The 15,374-nt window shown below is 68.9% G+C and carries 14 protein-coding genes; 5 read left to right on the forward strand and 9 right to left on the reverse strand.

Annotated features, from left to right (window positions below):
- Nucleotides 1-48: 48 nt before the first annotated feature.
- The 5 genes from ACFWBB_RS10985 to ACFWBB_RS11005 all read right to left on the reverse strand — a co-directional run bounded on the left by ACFWBB_RS10985 (nucleotide 49) and on the right by ACFWBB_RS11005 (nucleotide 4,539).
- Nucleotides 49-1,578, reverse strand: a complete 1,530-nt coding sequence (locus ACFWBB_RS10985) for a helix-turn-helix domain-containing protein (RefSeq protein WP_385269398.1) — start codon at nucleotides 1,576-1,578, stop codon at nucleotides 49-51.
- 64 nt (nucleotides 1,579-1,642) lie between these two features.
- On the reverse strand, nucleotides 1,643-1,843 hold the full coding sequence (locus ACFWBB_RS10990) for a DUF4236 domain-containing protein (RefSeq protein ID WP_385269400.1): 201 nt from the start codon (nucleotides 1,841-1,843) through the stop codon (nucleotides 1,643-1,645).
- Nucleotides 1,844-2,469: 626 nt separating this feature from the next.
- Nucleotides 2,470-2,913 (reverse strand): carboxymuconolactone decarboxylase family protein, encoded by a 444-nt coding sequence (locus ACFWBB_RS10995; RefSeq protein ID WP_385269402.1) that lies wholly within the window; start codon nucleotides 2,911-2,913, stop codon nucleotides 2,470-2,472.
- A gap of 21 nt (nucleotides 2,914-2,934) precedes the next feature.
- Nucleotides 2,935-3,576, reverse strand: a complete 642-nt coding sequence (locus ACFWBB_RS11000) for a Type 1 glutamine amidotransferase-like domain-containing protein (RefSeq protein ID WP_385269405.1) — start codon at nucleotides 3,574-3,576, stop codon at nucleotides 2,935-2,937.
- A 27-nt stretch (nucleotides 3,577-3,603) separates the two neighbouring features.
- Nucleotides 3,604-4,539: an NADP-dependent oxidoreductase gene (locus ACFWBB_RS11005; protein ID WP_385269407.1), complete on the reverse strand. Its 936-nt coding sequence runs from the start codon at nucleotides 4,537-4,539 to the stop codon at nucleotides 3,604-3,606.
- 499 nt (nucleotides 4,540-5,038) lie between these two features.
- Here ACFWBB_RS11005 and ACFWBB_RS11010 point away from each other — a divergent pair, with 499 nt between their 5' ends.
- On the forward strand, nucleotides 5,039-5,950 hold the full coding sequence (locus tag ACFWBB_RS11010; RefSeq protein ID WP_385269409.1) for a LysR family transcriptional regulator: 912 nt from the start codon (nucleotides 5,039-5,041) through the stop codon (nucleotides 5,948-5,950).
- Between the two features lie 272 nt (nucleotides 5,951-6,222).
- Here ACFWBB_RS11010 and ACFWBB_RS11015 read toward each other — a convergent pair whose 3' ends face one another.
- The 4 genes from ACFWBB_RS11015 to ACFWBB_RS11030 form a co-directional block, all read right to left on the reverse strand.
- Nucleotides 6,223-6,873, reverse strand: coding sequence for a DUF1772 domain-containing protein (locus tag ACFWBB_RS11015; RefSeq protein WP_385269411.1), 651 nt, complete (start codon nucleotides 6,871-6,873; stop codon nucleotides 6,223-6,225).
- 91 nt (nucleotides 6,874-6,964) lie between these two features.
- Entirely contained in the window at nucleotides 6,965-7,426 is a 462-nt protein-coding gene (locus tag ACFWBB_RS11020) for a DUF2871 domain-containing protein (RefSeq protein WP_385269413.1), read from the reverse strand.
- Nucleotides 7,427-7,472: 46 nt separating this feature from the next.
- Nucleotides 7,473-7,706 (reverse strand): hypothetical protein, encoded by a 234-nt coding sequence (locus ACFWBB_RS11025; protein WP_385269415.1) that lies wholly within the window; start codon nucleotides 7,704-7,706, stop codon nucleotides 7,473-7,475.
- Between the two features lie 131 nt (nucleotides 7,707-7,837).
- Complete coding sequence (locus ACFWBB_RS11030) at nucleotides 7,838-8,113, reverse strand: DUF4267 domain-containing protein (RefSeq protein WP_385269417.1); 276 nt, start codon at nucleotides 8,111-8,113, stop codon at nucleotides 7,838-7,840.
- Between the two features lie 399 nt (nucleotides 8,114-8,512).
- Here ACFWBB_RS11030 and ACFWBB_RS11035 point away from each other — a divergent pair, with 399 nt between their 5' ends.
- The 4 genes from ACFWBB_RS11035 to ACFWBB_RS11050 all read left to right on the forward strand — a co-directional run bounded on the left by ACFWBB_RS11035 (nucleotide 8,513) and on the right by ACFWBB_RS11050 (nucleotide 15,255).
- Nucleotides 8,513-9,538, forward strand: coding sequence for an AraC family transcriptional regulator ligand-binding domain-containing protein (locus ACFWBB_RS11035; protein WP_385269419.1), 1,026 nt, complete (start codon nucleotides 8,513-8,515; stop codon nucleotides 9,536-9,538).
- A gap of 456 nt (nucleotides 9,539-9,994) precedes the next feature.
- On the forward strand, nucleotides 9,995-12,712 hold the full coding sequence (gene acnA, locus ACFWBB_RS11040; protein WP_385269421.1) for an aconitate hydratase AcnA: 2,718 nt from the start codon (nucleotides 9,995-9,997) through the stop codon (nucleotides 12,710-12,712).
- 309 nt (nucleotides 12,713-13,021) lie between these two features.
- Nucleotides 13,022-13,747: a response regulator transcription factor gene (locus ACFWBB_RS11045; protein WP_385269423.1), complete on the forward strand. Its 726-nt coding sequence runs from the start codon at nucleotides 13,022-13,024 to the stop codon at nucleotides 13,745-13,747.
- Nucleotides 13,744-15,255, forward strand: coding sequence for an ATP-binding protein (locus tag ACFWBB_RS11050; RefSeq protein ID WP_385269425.1), 1,512 nt, complete (start codon nucleotides 13,744-13,746; stop codon nucleotides 15,253-15,255). The genes ACFWBB_RS11045 and ACFWBB_RS11050 overlap by 4 nt, the downstream gene beginning before the upstream one ends.
- Nucleotides 15,256-15,374 lie beyond the last annotated feature (119 nt).

A 15,374-nucleotide genomic window follows, 5' to 3' on the forward strand; every position in this document is an offset into this window, starting at 1 on the left:
CCCAGCCCACATCAGCGCGGGCCATGAGGGGTCGGTGGTGACGTCTGCTCAGATGTCCCGGAAGATCTCGATCTGCGCCCCGACGGAGTTCAGCCGTTCGGCGAGGTCCTCGTAACCGCGGTTGATGACGTACACGTTGCGCAGCACCGACGTGCCCTCCGCCGCCATCATCGCGAGCAGGACGACCACCGCGGGACGCAGGGCCGGCGGGCACATCATCTCGGCGGCCCGCCAGCGCGTCGGGCCCTCGACCAGCACCCGGTGCGGGTCGAGGAGTTGCAGCCGACCGCCGAGCCGGTTCAGGTCCGTCAGGTAGATCGCGCGGTTGTCGTAGACCCAGTCGTGGATGAGGGTCTTGCCCTGGGCGACGGCAGCGATGGCCGCGAAGAACGGGACGTTGTCGATGTTCAGACCGGGGAACGGCATCGGGTGGATCTTGTCGATCGGCGCCTCCAGCTTGGAGGGCCGGACCGTGAGGTCCACCAGACGGGTGCGGCCGTTGTCGGCCGGGTACTCCGGCGTACGGTCGTGGTCGAGGCCCATCTCCTCCAGGACCGCCAGCTCGATCTCGAGGAACTCGATGGGCACCCGGCGCACCGTCAGTTCCGACTCCGTGACGACGGCGGCGGCCAGCAGGCTCATCGCCTCGACCGGGTCCTCGGAGGGCGAGTAGTCCACGTCGACGTCGATGTCCGGCACGCCGTGCACGGTGAGCGTGGTGCTGCCGATGCCCTCGACCCGCACCCCCAGCGCCTCAAGGAAGAAACACAGGTCCTGGACCATGTAGTTGGAGGAGGCGTTGCGGATGACGGTCACGCCGTCGTGCCGGGCAGCCGCCAGCAGAGCGTTCTCGGTGACCGTGTCCCCGCGTTCGGTCAGCACGATCGGCCGGTCCGGGCGGACGGCGGGGTTGACGACGGCGTGGTACTGACCCTCCGTCGCCGCCACCTCCAGCCCGAACCGGCGCAGCGCGATCATGTGCGGCTCGATGGTCCGCGTGCCGAGGTCGCAGCCGCCGGCGTACGGCAGCTTGAAGTGGTTCATACGGTGCAGCAGCGGACCGAGGAACATGATGATGGACCGGGTGCGCACGGCGGCCTCGGCGTCGATCGCCGCCATGTCCAGCCGGGCCGGCGGCACGATCTCCAGGTCGACACCCTCGTTGATCCAACGGGTCCGTACGCCGATGGAGTTCAGCACCTCGAGGAGGCGGTAGACCTCCTCGATCCGGGCGACCCGGCGCAGCACCGTGCGCCCCTGGTTAAGCAGTGAGGCGCACAGCAGTGCCACGCACGCGTTCTTGCTGGTCTTCACGTCGATCGCGCCGGAGAGCCGCCGACCGCCCACGACCCGCAGGTGCATCGGCCCCGCATAGCCCAGAGAGACGATTTCGCTGTCCAGGGCTTCACCGATTCGAGCGATCATCTCAAGGCTGATGTTCTGGTTGCCCCGCTCGATGCGGTTGACGGCGCTCTGGCTGGTTCCGAGCGCCTCGGCCAGCTGCGCCTGTGTCCAGCCTCGATGCTGCCGGGCGTCACGGATGAGCTTGCCGATGCGTACGAGGTAGTCGTCTGCCATGGGGTTGAGGTTATCTCAGATATGAGATGGCACCTCTTGAGGGGGCCGTTCGGGTGACGTCCCGTCAATGGTGCCCTTCCTTACGGGTACGGCGCCACCCGAAAGGTCCGGGCAAATCAACCGATGTCGTGCGACGTCCGGTGCTGCTGTGCGTCTGGCGCGGCCCGTGTCGGCCGCCGCCGGTCGTGATCGACCAGGAATGCCGGTTGATGTTCAGCCGCACCCCGGGGAGGATGCGGAAGCTCTTGCGGAAGGTGAGGGGCATCGAGCCTCCTTCGTCGCGAAGTGTCCGTTGGCCGACGTCTACCCCGGGTCGGCGAACCCATGACTGGAACGGGCGCGCTGCGGACATCCCAACGCGCCTGCGAAGACTCGGAGATGCTCCCGGGGAGCCTTCGGCGCACCGCGCCCGTCAGAGCACTTGCGACACACGTCCTAGTCAGGGTCTTGTTCGATCCAGTCGAGGACAGAGGGGTGGGCCGGACGCCAGCCCAGTTCCGCGCCCCCGCCCCGTACCCGGCTGTTGGAGGCAAGGACGTACAAGCCGAGTTCGTGCCCCCAGAGGGAGACGGCGGTGTCCGCGTCCCAGGGTTCGGCGGGGCCGAGGCCGAGCGCCGAGCGCCGAGGCGAGCGATGCGCAGATGTCGCCGAACGACGCCTCACCGTTCTCGACAGACAAAGTAGATGGACCCGGCCGGGGCGTCGGTAAGGGCGCGCAGGTAGAGGTCTGCCATGTCGTCGATGTGCACGGTCGACCAGATGTTGCGTGGAAGAGGTTCGTCATGGGCTTGGCCGTCGGGGGCCTTGGGGCGCGACGGCCTGCGAGCCGACGCGTCCCAGCGGGCCTCCACAGCGCGTGCTGCCTCCTCCTCTCCCCGGTCGTGACCCCGGTCAGTCGAGCGGCCAGGGGCGAGCGACGGCACCGAGCCGGTTCCAGGCGTTGATCACGGTAATGGTCCAGATCAGCTCGGCGAGTTCGACCTCGGTGAACTCGGCGGCTGCCCGGCCGAAGACCTCGTCGGTGACGGGGCCGTCGGTGAGACGGGTCGCCGCCTCGGTCAGCTCCAGGGCGGCCCGTTCGCGGTCGGAGAAGAACGGGGTCTCGCGCCACACGGGCAGTGCGTAGAGCCGCTGCTCGGTCTCCCCTGCCGTACGTGCGTCCCGGGTGTGCAGATCGACGCAGTAGGCACAGCCGTTGAGCTGGGAGGCGCGTGCCCGCACCAGTTCCAGCAGCGTGGGCTCCAGGCTGACCTTCCGGGAGGCCGCATCGAGCGAGTTGAGTGCGCGGTTGATGTGCGGGGCCAGCTTGTCGACCGGAAGTCGTACGGACTTCATGGCGTTCTCCTTCGGGTGGGGTTATCGGCTCGCAGCGGTCGACGGTCGGTCGACGACGACGACCTCGCCGTCGCGGAGGGCGCGGTAGGGCACTCCTTCGCGCTCATAACGCTTCACGACGCGCTCGATGGGCTCGCTCTCGGGGATCGGCGAGCGGTAGTGGGGGACGAAGGCGTAGTCCAGGAGGCCGAGCCCTTCCCAGAGCGCAGTGCGGCCGTAGGCGGTGACGGTGTCCGCGGGGTCGTCGACGAGTTCGAGGCCCTGGAGACCGGGCGACAGGACGCAGGCGCCCGCGCTCCAGCCGGCGTAGACGACGGCGTCGCGCCGCAACAGGCCGGTCAGGATCTCGTCGGCGCCACTGAGGGCCATTGCCAGCCGCAGGACGAACGGGTTGCCGCCATGGACCCAGACGATCCCGAAGTCGGACAGGCGCTTTGCGAGCGCCTCCGAATCACCGAAGTGGTCCCGCAGGTCCACCTCGGTCACCCGGTAGCCGCGGTCGCGCAGCATCGCGACCTCTCGCCCGGTGGCCTGCCGTCTTTTCGGGTCGGGGAGGGCGTCCAGCGCGTTGCCGACGACGGCCGCGGCCCGGGCGTCTCCGACGAGGTCGTCCAGCAGTTCGGGGGCGTCCCCGAGTTTCCAGGAGGAAAGGAACAAACGCATGGGCCTGCTCTCGTGAGAAGGGGGACGTCAGGTGGAGACGGTGAGAACGATCTTTCCTGCGGTATGGCCGGCCTCGCCGATCTCGTGGGCCTCGGCCGCCTGCTCCAGCGGCAGGACGGTGTCGATGCGGACGCGCAGCCGGCCGGATGCGGCGAGGGAGGCGATCTCCCGCATCCCCGCCTGGTCGGCTTCGGTGATCATGAAGGTGGAGCGGAGTCCGAGAGCTCCGGCCTCGGCCGCCAGGTCCGCCTCGGCAGGGGAGGCGAGCGAGACGACGATGCCGCCCGGACGCAGGGTCCGGAGGGAGCGCGGCCCGTAGTCGCCACCGATGGTGTCGATCACGACGTCGATGGCGCGGGCGGCGTTGGTGAATTCGGTACGGGTGTAGTCGATGACCTCGTCGGCGCCCAGACCTCTCACGAAGTCGTGGTTGGCGGTGCGGGCGGTGCCGATGACATAGGCGCCGCGCGCCTTGGCGATCTGCACGGCCAGGTGTCCGACGCCGCCCGCCGCGGCATGGATCAGCACGCGCTGGCCGGGACGGACGTCGGCCGTGTCGACCAGGGCCTGCCACGCGGTGAGCGCGGCCAAGGGGAGTGCGGCGGCCTCCACATGGGAGAGCCCGGCCGGCTTGGCAGTCAGGTGCCGCGCCGGAGAGACCACGTACTCGGCGTAGGTTCCCGCAGGAGCCGGCTGGCGCGGCATCCCGAACACTTCGTCGCCGGGCTGGAACAGGGTCACCCCCGGTCCGACGGCATCGACCACGCCGGACACGTCCCAGCCCAGCCGGATCGGAGCATCACCCGCCAACCCGCCGGTGGCCCGGTGCCACCAGTCGGTCGGGTTCACCCCGGCGGCACGCACCTGGACGAGCACCTCAGCGGGGCCGGGCACTGGGCGCGGCGCCTCAATGATCTTCAGAACCTCCGGTCCGCCGAACGAGTCCTGGCCGATGGCACGCATAGTGACGTTCCTTTGTCTCTGGCACGCCGTCCGTCAAGGTCCGGCCGTGTAGGGGATGAACAAGTTCATGGGGGTTCGCGCTCGGACCGGCGGGCCGGGACGGCGAGACCTCCTTCGCCGTCACCCGAGGAGGCGAGAGGGACTCAGCTGCGGCCGGTGGGCTGGGAGTGCAGGATCCTCGTGCCGGAACTGAAGGCGGCGGTCCTGACGAGCCACCACGAGGTTGACTCGACGCCTTCGGGGAACAGACGCTTGCGCTGCCGACGGTCAGGAGGTTGGCCAGGACGCGGCCGTACAACAACTCGGCACAGGTCGGATCTCCGTCACTCCGTCCAGCGACAGGTAGTCGAGTGAAACGGTCTTGCCCATGGAAGGTCCTCGGGTGGGAGTCGGAATCGGCAGCTGGTGCTGGCCTGTTCAGACTCCTTTGCGCCGGATGCGTCATCAAGGTGTCATAGTGCAACGGTCATTAAGGTGGGTTTAACGCCCGGGGGGCCAAGTGCTGGAGCGGCTTGAACTTGAGGCGTTCCTTATGCTGGCCGAGGAGTTGCACTTCGGCCGCACGGCGGAACGTCTGCATGTGACCACCGCCCGGATCAGCCAGACCATCAAGAAGCTGGAACGTCAGATCGGGACGCCGCTGTTCGAACGCAACAGCCGCCATGTCGGCCTCACCGAGGCTGGTCAGCGGTTGCGCGACGATCTGCGTCCGGCCTACGAGCAGATCGAGGCCTCGCTCGAGAAGGCGACCAACGCCGCGCGCGGCGTCCGCAACGTGCTCCAGGTCGGTTTCCTCGGCGCCGCCGCGGGACAGCTCATTGTCCAGGCCGCCCAGCTGTTCGGCCGGCGCCACCCCGGTTGGCGGGCCCAGCCCAGGGAACTGCAGATCGTCGACGGCCTCCGGCGGTTGCGCGCGGGTGATGTCGACCTTCTGGTCGTGAGCCTTCCGCACAACGAACCCGACATGGTCACCGGACCGGTCCTGTTCTCCGAAACCCGGGTGCTGGGAGTGTCCTCCCGGCACCCGCTCGCTCGCCGTGACAGCGTTTCGCTGGAAGACCTCACTGCGGTCAGGATGCTGCAGGTGGCCGAGGCGTTCCCCGACTACTGGCGTGCGGATCGCACACCCGCCCTCACGCCCGAGGGCCGCTCCGTCGCACCGGGTCCACAGTTCGAAACACTCCAGGAGGCCCTGGCTCTGATCGACGCCGGCGAAGGCGCTTTCGTGATGGGTGCGCAGGTGTCGCGCTTCTACGCGCGCCCCGGCGTCGTCTATGTTCCGTTCAGCGATGCACCACCCCTTGAATGGGTGCCCACCTGGCTCGTCACCAACACCGCACCCCGGATCCAGGCCTTCAACCAGGCCGCCCAGGACATCACCACCCGGGTCTCTCTCGACATCAGCCGCTGAACGCCGAGCCGTGCGTCGACCGGCATGCGTCCAGGGGACAGCCTCCCCGGAAACGGAACGGGGCGCACCGGGAAGGTTCCTTCCCAGCACGCCCCCGCTCTTCGCCCTGGCGTTGCCGCCGTGCACTCCGCGTCGGAGGCCGCCGCGATCTGCTCACATGCCCGGGTCGGAGGCGGAGGCGGTCCACGATCCGCCGTCCGGACTTACCGGTGCCGCCGAGGACCAGAGATCACGTTGTCTTCTCGCATTGATTCCTTCCGTTCGAAGGGCGTTCAGTCAGTCGTGCGCCGACCGGTGGGAGGAACCCACGGCAGCGGAGCACCGGAGGGCGCCGCCGGCCGTTGAGCCGACGGCCGCTGGTACGGGCCGGCGGGGGCGGGACCCGAGGTGTCGTAGGCCGCCGGGCCCGCCTTGCCGGTCTCGGGGAGTCGATGGGCTCCGTACACCACCAGAGCCCAGACCAGGCACCCGAACGCCGCGGTGTGCAACAGGGCGCGGACGGCGTTCCAAGTGACCCACGCGTTCTCGAATTCGCTGCGGACGGCGGCGAGGTCCTTGATGTGCCGCGGATCGCCTGCCCTGGCGAGTTTGTCGTTGAGGGGGACGTTGACCCCGCTTGTCACGAAGAACGCGATCAGGTAGAGCGCGAGCGCCGCGAAGATCCACGGCAGCGCGGGTCTGCCGTGTCCTCTCCAGGCCAGGAACGCGGCGAGGGCGAGGAGCGGAAGCGACCCCATGAACAGGAGCATGAAGAAGGGGTTGACTATCGCCTTGTTGATGTTCTGCATCGTCTCGATCATCGCGTGGTCGGACGACCGTCCCAGGCCCGGCATGACCGAGTAGGTGAAGGCGGCGAACAGCCCGGCCATCAGCCCGGTGGTGAGGGTCGCTGCGAGCAGCGTCGCGGTCTGCAGCGCTTTCATCGTAGGCTCCTTTCCGATTCGCAATTCAGGGGAGTTGTGTCTCTCGGGCGTGCTCGGCGGGATGCCACGGGCTTGCGGACAGGGCGTGCTGTCATCCGGGGACCCGGGCATCGTGGGCGGGCTCCGCGGTCGCCCCGGGCTGGGCGAGTACTTTTTCTTTGAGACGCCTGCCGAGAAGGACGAACAGCAGGATGAGGCCAACGGTGAGAAGCGTGTGGCCGAGGCCTGCGGTCAACGAGACTTCCACGGGCACAGGACGACCGAGAACCGTCTGGGTGCCGTGGACGAACATCATGGCGACGGAGATGATGACGCCCGCGTTGTAGAACCAGAAGAACGTGGTGAACAACCTGGTCCCGGACAGCTGGAACAGCTTGTCGAGAGCCAGAACGACGAGGAAGGCCAGCATGCCCAGCGCGAGCAAGTGCGTGTGCATGAGCGCGAGCTGGGTTCGACCGTCGAAGTCGTTGAGCTTGGTGAACTCCCGGTAGTACAGACCGGACACCACTCCCAAGATCATATATATGTGTGCCGCGTGATAAGACTTTCGCATTCCTGTGCTCTTTCAGCCGATAGCAGGAGAGAGCCTGGGCGGAGCCTCAGGGTCTGGTATTGCTGCGGGTGGGGTTGGTCAGGAAGTAGATGGCGTGGAACTCCTGGACCGCCGGCAGGCCTTCCGGCGGCACCTTGCCGTAGGCGGTACGTGCCAGGCGGCGGAAGGACTCGCAGCGCTGGACTCCGGGTGCGATGACAGGACGTCGGCGTCGCGCCGGAGCGGCGGCGAAGGCGTGGACGAGGCCGGGCGCTGGTTGGGGGTCCTGCGGCGTGCCCACGCCGGACGCCCCGGGCGGGTCGGCGCGGCCGCGGTACCGGGATTCGCTTGCAGTGGATGAAGAGAGTGGACAAGGTCTTCTTCATCGGGAGGGGAGGGTTTCTCTGAGGACCAGAAGCCCGGTCGCGAGCACTACCACCGCGGTGGCTCCGTGGATACCGAAGGCGGCGGCTGCCGACCGTGGTGCGCCAGGACGGTGATCATGTCCCCGATCGGAGTGCAGGCCGCAGCGAGGAGAACCCAGCCGAGGGCGCGGCGGTGGCCGGTTGTGAGCAGCACCAGGAGGACCGGGCCGGAGACGAGGTCGCGCACGCCCTTGAGCGTGAGGAAACCGCCGCCGTCGCCTTGTGGCCAGCTCGGCAGCCCGAAGTTCGGGGCCGTCGCTTCAGGGGTGAACACGTAACTCACGCCGACGTACATGATGAACAGGGCGCCGAGAACGGCGAGAGAACGGTGTTGACGGTCTTCAAGGACATGGCGCTTCCATTCATGGGGGTGTCATCGCTGATGCGCCGCGAGGAAGTGTGTGCATCGCTGCATGCGCTTCCGGTCATGCGGGGTCGTCCGTCCCCGACGCTTTGCATGCCGCCTCGGCTCGGTGCCCCACCACTGAACCTAGGGCTCGCGTGCCGAAGCGGATAAGGGCACCCGGACGTCATGAAGGGGACCTTTCGCGCCACCGCGGAACCGTTCACGCCACGGGCGGACCGTTCACGTCAAGGGGGGACCGTTCACGTCAGATAGGGGGCAGCTCACGCCAATTCTCATGCGCATGCTGGTACTGTCACTGGCCTTATGCAGTCCCATGTGAACGAAGGCACGATCTCCGTCCACCTGGCGCGGTTCATCCTCGACTCGGTACGCCGTTCGGGAACGAGCCTGGGCAGGTTCGCCCGCCTGCCCGACCTCGACCCCGAGGTGTTGCGCGACGACCTGTCTCGGGTGTCGACCCCCACGGCGCTCGTCCTGTGGGAGCAACTCACGCTGACAGAGCCGGGATCGGCCATCGGCGCGCTGATCACCAACCATGCCCCGATCGGCACCTTCGGCCTGTGGGACTATCTGGTCACCACGGGTGAGAACCTCATCGAAACCCTCAAGCGGGCCATCGCCTACCTGGAATGCATCGGCGACCCCGCCGGAGACAAACTCCAGACGATCGAGGACGGAAAGCACTTCACCATCCGCCACACCACCGGCGCCTGGGTCCCCGATGTGGTCGAGGCGATCGACTTCTTCGCCCTGGCGATGTTCCTCACCCGAGCCAGGGCGGCCACCCGGCGTCCGATCGTCCCGCTCCGCGTCACGTTGTCCCACCGCCCGCCGCACGAGCACCGACAAGTGGTCGAGTTCTTCGGCACCCGGAACGTCGAATTCGACGCCCCCTCGAACTCCATCACCTTCCTCGACGACGACGTGCGCGCTCCCCTGCCCAAGGCGCAGCCGGGCCTGGAGAAGATCCTCATGCGCCACGCCGATCTGACCCTGGCCACGTCCAAACCCGTCCTGCAGTGGCGCGACAGATTCCGCGCAACCCTGATCGCGGCCTTCCACGAGGACAGCGCATCGCTTGAACACGTGGCGCAGCGCCTGGCGATGAGCCCGCGTACCCTCCAGCGCCGCCTGGGAGAGCACGGCAGCAGCTGGCGCGAAGAGATCGAGGCGATACGCCAGGAACACACGATGGATCTGCTGCGCACGACCGACCTGCCCCTGCAGTCGATCGCCGCCCGCGTCGGCTACAGCGATGTCCGCGCACTGCGCCGCGCCGTACGCCGCTGGGAGGGCCAACCACCCCATGCCGTCCGGCACCCGTTGAGCCGCCTCCAGTAACGGTTCGCCACTGAAGTGGCCCCGGGGCCGACGCGCGCAGGAGCGGGTGGCAGCAAGGCTCCGCACTCGACGCACCGGGTGTTCTCGAAGATTTCCCGCAGGGTAGAGGGCTCACGGCCGGTCACGGCGGCCAGGCGCGCAGCACGCCCGGAATGGGCACGGAGCGCAAGATTCCACCCGGCCGGCCCAACCGCCCAACATCCCCGGCGTCACCTCGTACGACTGGGTTCGCTGTCAAACGCCTCGATGGGATGACAGCGGACAGCAAGCGAGCCCGGGCATGACCATTCAGCCCCCATGTACTAGAGTTATCTCGACATCGAGATATCTGCCGAGGCGCCCCGCAGCCGCCCACCCTGGTAAGGGTTACCTAACTTAGCCTGACCTCAGAGGATCGGCCAAGCCCGCGTGGCGACAGGATGCGGTAGTAAGCGCACATCAATGAAGGAGACTGTCGTGTCGGCGAACAGCTTCGACGCCCGCAGCACGCTGCAGGTGGGCGACGAGTCGTACGAGATCTTCCGGCTGGACAAGGTGGAAGGCTCGGCTCGCCTTCCGTACAGCCTGAAGGTGCTGCTGGAGAACCTGCTCCGTACCGAGGACGGCGCGAACATCACCGCCGACCACATCCGTGCCCTCGGCGGCTGGGACTCGCAGGCCCAGCCCAGCCAGGAGATCCAGTTCACGCCGGCCCGCGTGATCATGCAGGACTTCACCGGCGTGCCCTGTGTCGTCGACCTCGCCACCATGCGTGAGGCCGTCAAGGAGCTCGGCGGTGACCCGGCGAAGGTCAACCCGCTCTCCCCGGCCGAGCTGGTCATCGACCACTCCGTCATCGCCGACAAGTTCGGCACCCACGACGCGTTCGCCCAGAACGTCGAGCTGGAGTACGGCCGCAACAAGGAGCGCTACCAGTTCCTGCGCTGGGGCCAGACCGCGTTCGACGACTTCAAGGTCGTCCCGCCGGGCACCGGCATCGTCCACCAGGTGAACATCGAGCACCTGGCGCGTACGGTCATGGTCCGTAACGGCCAGGCGTACCCCGACACCCTCGTCGGCACCGACTCGCACACCACCATGGTCAACGGCCTCGGCGTCCTCGGCTGGGGCGTCGGCGGCATCGAGGCCGAGGCCGCGATGCTCGGCCAGCCGGTCTCGATGCTCATCCCGCGCGTCGTCGGCTTCAAGCTCACCGGCGAGCTGCCGGCCGGCACCACCGCCACGGACCTCGTGCTCACGATCACCGAGATGCTCCGCAAGCACGGCGTCGTCGGCAAGTTCGTCGAGTTCTACGGCGAGGGCGTCTCCGCCACCTCCCTCGCGAACCGCGCCACCATCGGCAACATGTCGCCGGAGTTCGGCTCCACCGCCGCGATCTTCCCGATCGACGACGAGACCCTGAAGTACCTCAAGCTCACCGGCCGCTCCGAGCAGCAGGTCGCGCTCGTCGAGGCGTACGCCAAGCAGCAGGGCCTCTGGCTGGACCCGAAGGCCGAGCCGGACTTCTCCGAGAAGCTCGAGCTGGACCTGTCGACCGTCGTCCCGTCCATCGCCGGCCCGAAGCGCCCGCAGGACCGTATCGTCCTCGCGAACGCCGCCGAGCAGTTCAAGACGGACGTACGCAACTACGTCGACGAGATCGACGAGGCGGGCAAGGAGTCCTTCCCGGCCTCCGACGCCCCGGCCATCCACCCGAACGGCGCCCCGTCGAACCCGGTCACCGTGACCGCCCCCGACGGCTCGACGTACGAGATCGACCACGGTGCGGTGACGGTCGCGGCCATCACCTCCTGCACCAACACCTCCAACCCGTACGTCATGGTCGCCGCCGCGCTCGTCGCGAAGAAGGCCGTGGAGAAGGGCCTGACCCGCAAGCCGTGGGTCAAGACCACCCTCGCCCCGGGCTCGAAGGTCGTCACCGACTACTTCGACAAGGCGGGCCTCACCCCGTACCTCGACAAGGTCGGCTTCAACCTCGTCGGCTACGGCTGCACCACCTGCATCGGCAACTCCGGCCCGCTGCCGGAGGAGGTCTCCAAGGCGGTCAACGACCACGACCTCGCGGTCACCTCGGTCCTCTCCGGCAACCGGAACTTCGAGGGCCGGATCAACCCCGACGTCAAGATGAACTACCTGGCCTCCCCGCCGCTGGTCGTCGCGTACGCCCTGGCGGGCTCCATGAAGGTGGACATCACCAAGGACGCCCTGGGCATCGACCAGGACGGCAACCCGGTCTTCCTCAAGGACATCTGGCCCTCCGAGGCCGAGGTCAACGACGTCGTGGCGAACGCCATCGGCGAGGACATGTTCAACAAGTCCTACCAGGACGTCTTCGCGGGCGACGCCCAGTGGCAGGCGCTGCCGATCCCGACCGGCAACACCTTCGAGTGGGACGCCGAGTCGACCTACGTCCGCAAGCCCCCGTACTTCGAGGGCATGACGATGGAGACCACCCCGGTCTCCGACATCACCGGCGCGCGCGTCCTCGCCAAGCTGGGCGACTCGGTCACCACCGACCACATCTCCCCGGCCGGCGCCATCAAGGCCGACACCCCGGCCGGCAAGTACCTCACCGAGCACGGTGTGGAGCGTCGTGACTTCAACTCCTACGGCTCGCGCCGAGGCAACCACGAGGTCATGATCCGCGGCACGTTCGCCAACATCCGTCTGCGCAACCAGATCGCGCCGGGCACCGAGGGCGGCTACACCCGCGACTTCACCCAGGCGGACGCCCCGGTGTCGTTCATCTACGACGCCTCGCGCAACTACATCGAGCAGGGCGTCCCGCTGGCCATCCTGGCCGGCAAGGAGTACGGCTCGGGCTCGTCCCGCGACTGGGCCGCCAAGGGCACCGCGCTCCTCGGCGTCAAGGCCGTCATCGCCGAGTCGTACGAGCGTATCCACCGCTCGAACCTCATCGGCATGGGTGTCCTCCCGCTCCAGTTCCCGGAGGGCGCCAACGCCGAGTCCCTCGGCCTGACCGGCGAGGAGACCTTCTCCTTCACGGGCGTCGAGGAGCTCAACAACGGCACCACCCCGCGCACGGTCAAGGTCACCACCGACACGGGCGTCGAGTTCGACGCGGTCGTCCGCATCGACACCCCCGGTGAGGCCGACTACTACCGCAACGGCGGCATCATGCAGTACGTGCTGCGCAGCCTGATCCGCAAGTAACCGAGCGGGCAACCAGCTCGGCGATCGGTCCCGCGACTGATCACCCGGCTGGTTCCGCAAACGGCACGGCACGGCAGAGGAGGGCCGCATCCCCGTCATCGGGGGTGCGGCCCTCCGCCGTTCCGGGCCGCCACCCGTTCCGGGCCGCCACCCGTTCCGGCCCTCCGCCGTTCCGGGCCGCCACCCGTTCCGGGCCGCCACCCGTTGCGGGCCGCCGGCCCTGCCCGGCCGCCGCGCCACGCCGGTTCACACGGCTCCGGCTCAGTCGGAACACAGGGTTCCCTCAGCCGACCGGGACAGGATCAGGACATGGCTGGCATCTCCGGTACCCGAAGCGGACCGGTCCGCGTTCTGATCGTCGACGACGAGCCCGCGCTCACCGAAGTGCTGTCCGTGGCCGTCACCGAGGCGGGCTGGCGACCCTATCCGGCCGCCGACGGACACAGCGCGCTCAGGATCGCGCGCGGCTGCGCCCCGCACGCCGTCGTCCTCGACGGCATGCTGCCGGACCTCGACGGCATCCAGGTGCTGCGCCGGCTGCGCTACGAGAACCCCGAGCTGCCCGTCCTCATGCTCACCGCCCGTGACGCCCTGGAGCACCGCATCGACGGGCTGGAGAACGGGGCCGACGACTACGTCACGAAGCCGTTCTCCCTGGAGGAGGTCGTGCTGAGACTGCGCGGGCTGCTGCGCCGCTCCGGTGCCGAACGGACCCGCGCCGACGGCTCCGTACGCGTCCTGGGCGATCTGGTGCTCACCGGGGAGTCCCGCGAGGTGCACCGCGACGGTGCGCGGATCGCCCTGACGGCCAAGGAGTTCGAGCTGCTCAGCCTGCTCATGGAGCATCCGCGGCAGGTGCTGAGCAAGACGCAGATCCTCGACCAGGTCTGGACCGGTTCCTTCGACGGCGGCGGAAACCTCGTCGAGGTCTACATCTCCAGCCTGCGCCGCAAGCTCGACCGCGGCCGCCCGCCCATGATCCACACCGTCCGCGGGCTCGGTTACGCCATCCGGCCGGTGGAGGACGCGAGATGAGCACGCGTACCGGGGGCGGCTCCCTGCGCACCCGCCTCCTGATCTTCATCGGCGTCGTACTCGTCGCCGTGTGCGCCGTGATGGCACTCACCACCGTCTTCGCCCAGCGCGCCTACCTGCTGGGCAACCTGGACGACCGGGTCACCAACGCCGCCGAACGCGGCCTGGGCGGCGCCTCGCTCCACCCGGAACTGTCGCAGGACCTGACGTTCCTCAACGAGAGCGGCCATCCCGCGGGGATGCTCGCCGCCCGCCTCGGCGCCGACGGGACCGTCCTCGCGGCGGCCACGGTCGGCCAGGACACCCCGCCGCGGTCCCTGACGGAAAACCAGATCGCGGTCCTCAAGGGCATCGAAACCGACGGCGCTCTGCACACCAGGACGGTCCCCGGCCTCGGCACCTACCGTTTCACCGCACTCGACAACGGCGGCGTCCGCGTCCTCACCGGGCTCCCGATGGACGACGTCCAGGACATGATCAGCGGCCTGGTGGTCGTGGAGGCGGCCGTCGCCGCGGCGGGTCTGACGGTGGCCGGCTGCGTCTGCGCGGTGGTCATCCGACGCCAGTTGCGCCCCCTCGGCAGGGTCGCCGCCACCGCCGTCGAGGTCTCGCACGCCCCGCTCTGCCGCGGCGAGGTGGCCGCTCTCACCCGGGTCCCCGAGCGGGACACCGACCCCGGCAGCGAGGCAGGCCAGGTGGGTGCCGCCCTGAACCGCATGATCGACCACGTCGAGTCCTCGCTCGCCGCACGCCAGCGCAGCGAGGAGCGGGTGCGCCGGAGCGAGGAACGCATGCGCCGCTTCCTGGCCGACGCCAGCCACGAGCTGCGCACGCCCCTCGCCTCCATCGCCGGATACGCGGAGCTGATGAACCGGGGAACGGACCGCATCGAACCCGGACTGGCCTGGCGCCGCGTCACGGCCGAGTCGGCGCGGATGACGGGCCTGGTGGAGGACCTGCTGCTGCTCGCCCGTCTGGACGAGGGCAGGCCGCTGCAGTCCGCCGAGGTGGACCTGGCGGCGCTCGTCGCCGAGGCGGTGTGGGACGCCCGGGCGGCCGGCGGCGACCACGACTGGCAGCTGGAACTGTGTCTCGACGAGGTGCCCCTGGTCCTCGGCGACGAGGCTCGCCTCCACCAGGTGGTGGCCAACCTGTTGGCCAACGCACGGGTGCACACGCCTGCCGGCACGAGTGTCGTGGCGGTGGTGGAGGCGCGAGGGGGGAGGTGCGCGGTGCGGGTCCGGGACGACGGCCCCGGCATCCCGTCCGACCTGCTCCCGACGGTCTTCGAACGCTTCACCCGCGCCGACGCCTCCCGGGCCCGCGGCACCGCGGGCAGTGGCGCCGGCCTCGGCCTCGCCATCGTCGCGGCGATCACGGCGGCCCACGGCGGTCACATCGCCGTCCACAGCGAACCGGGCCGCACGGAGTTCACGGTGGAGCTGCCCCTCGCCGGAGAGACCTCCGCGGACACCCTGACCTGGAGCCCGCGGATGTCGGTGGGCTGAGCCCACGGGACACCGCCGCACGGCCGTCGACGACCCGGCGTCGCCCACGGGGCGTCGCCGCACCGCCGGCGACGACCCGGCGTTTCACGTCAGCGGTGCACGCGCCGGTTTACAAGTGG

This window comes from Streptomyces sp. NPDC060000, from assembly GCF_042737375.1.
Classification (GTDB): domain Bacteria; phylum Actinomycetota; class Actinomycetes; order Streptomycetales; family Streptomycetaceae; genus Streptomyces.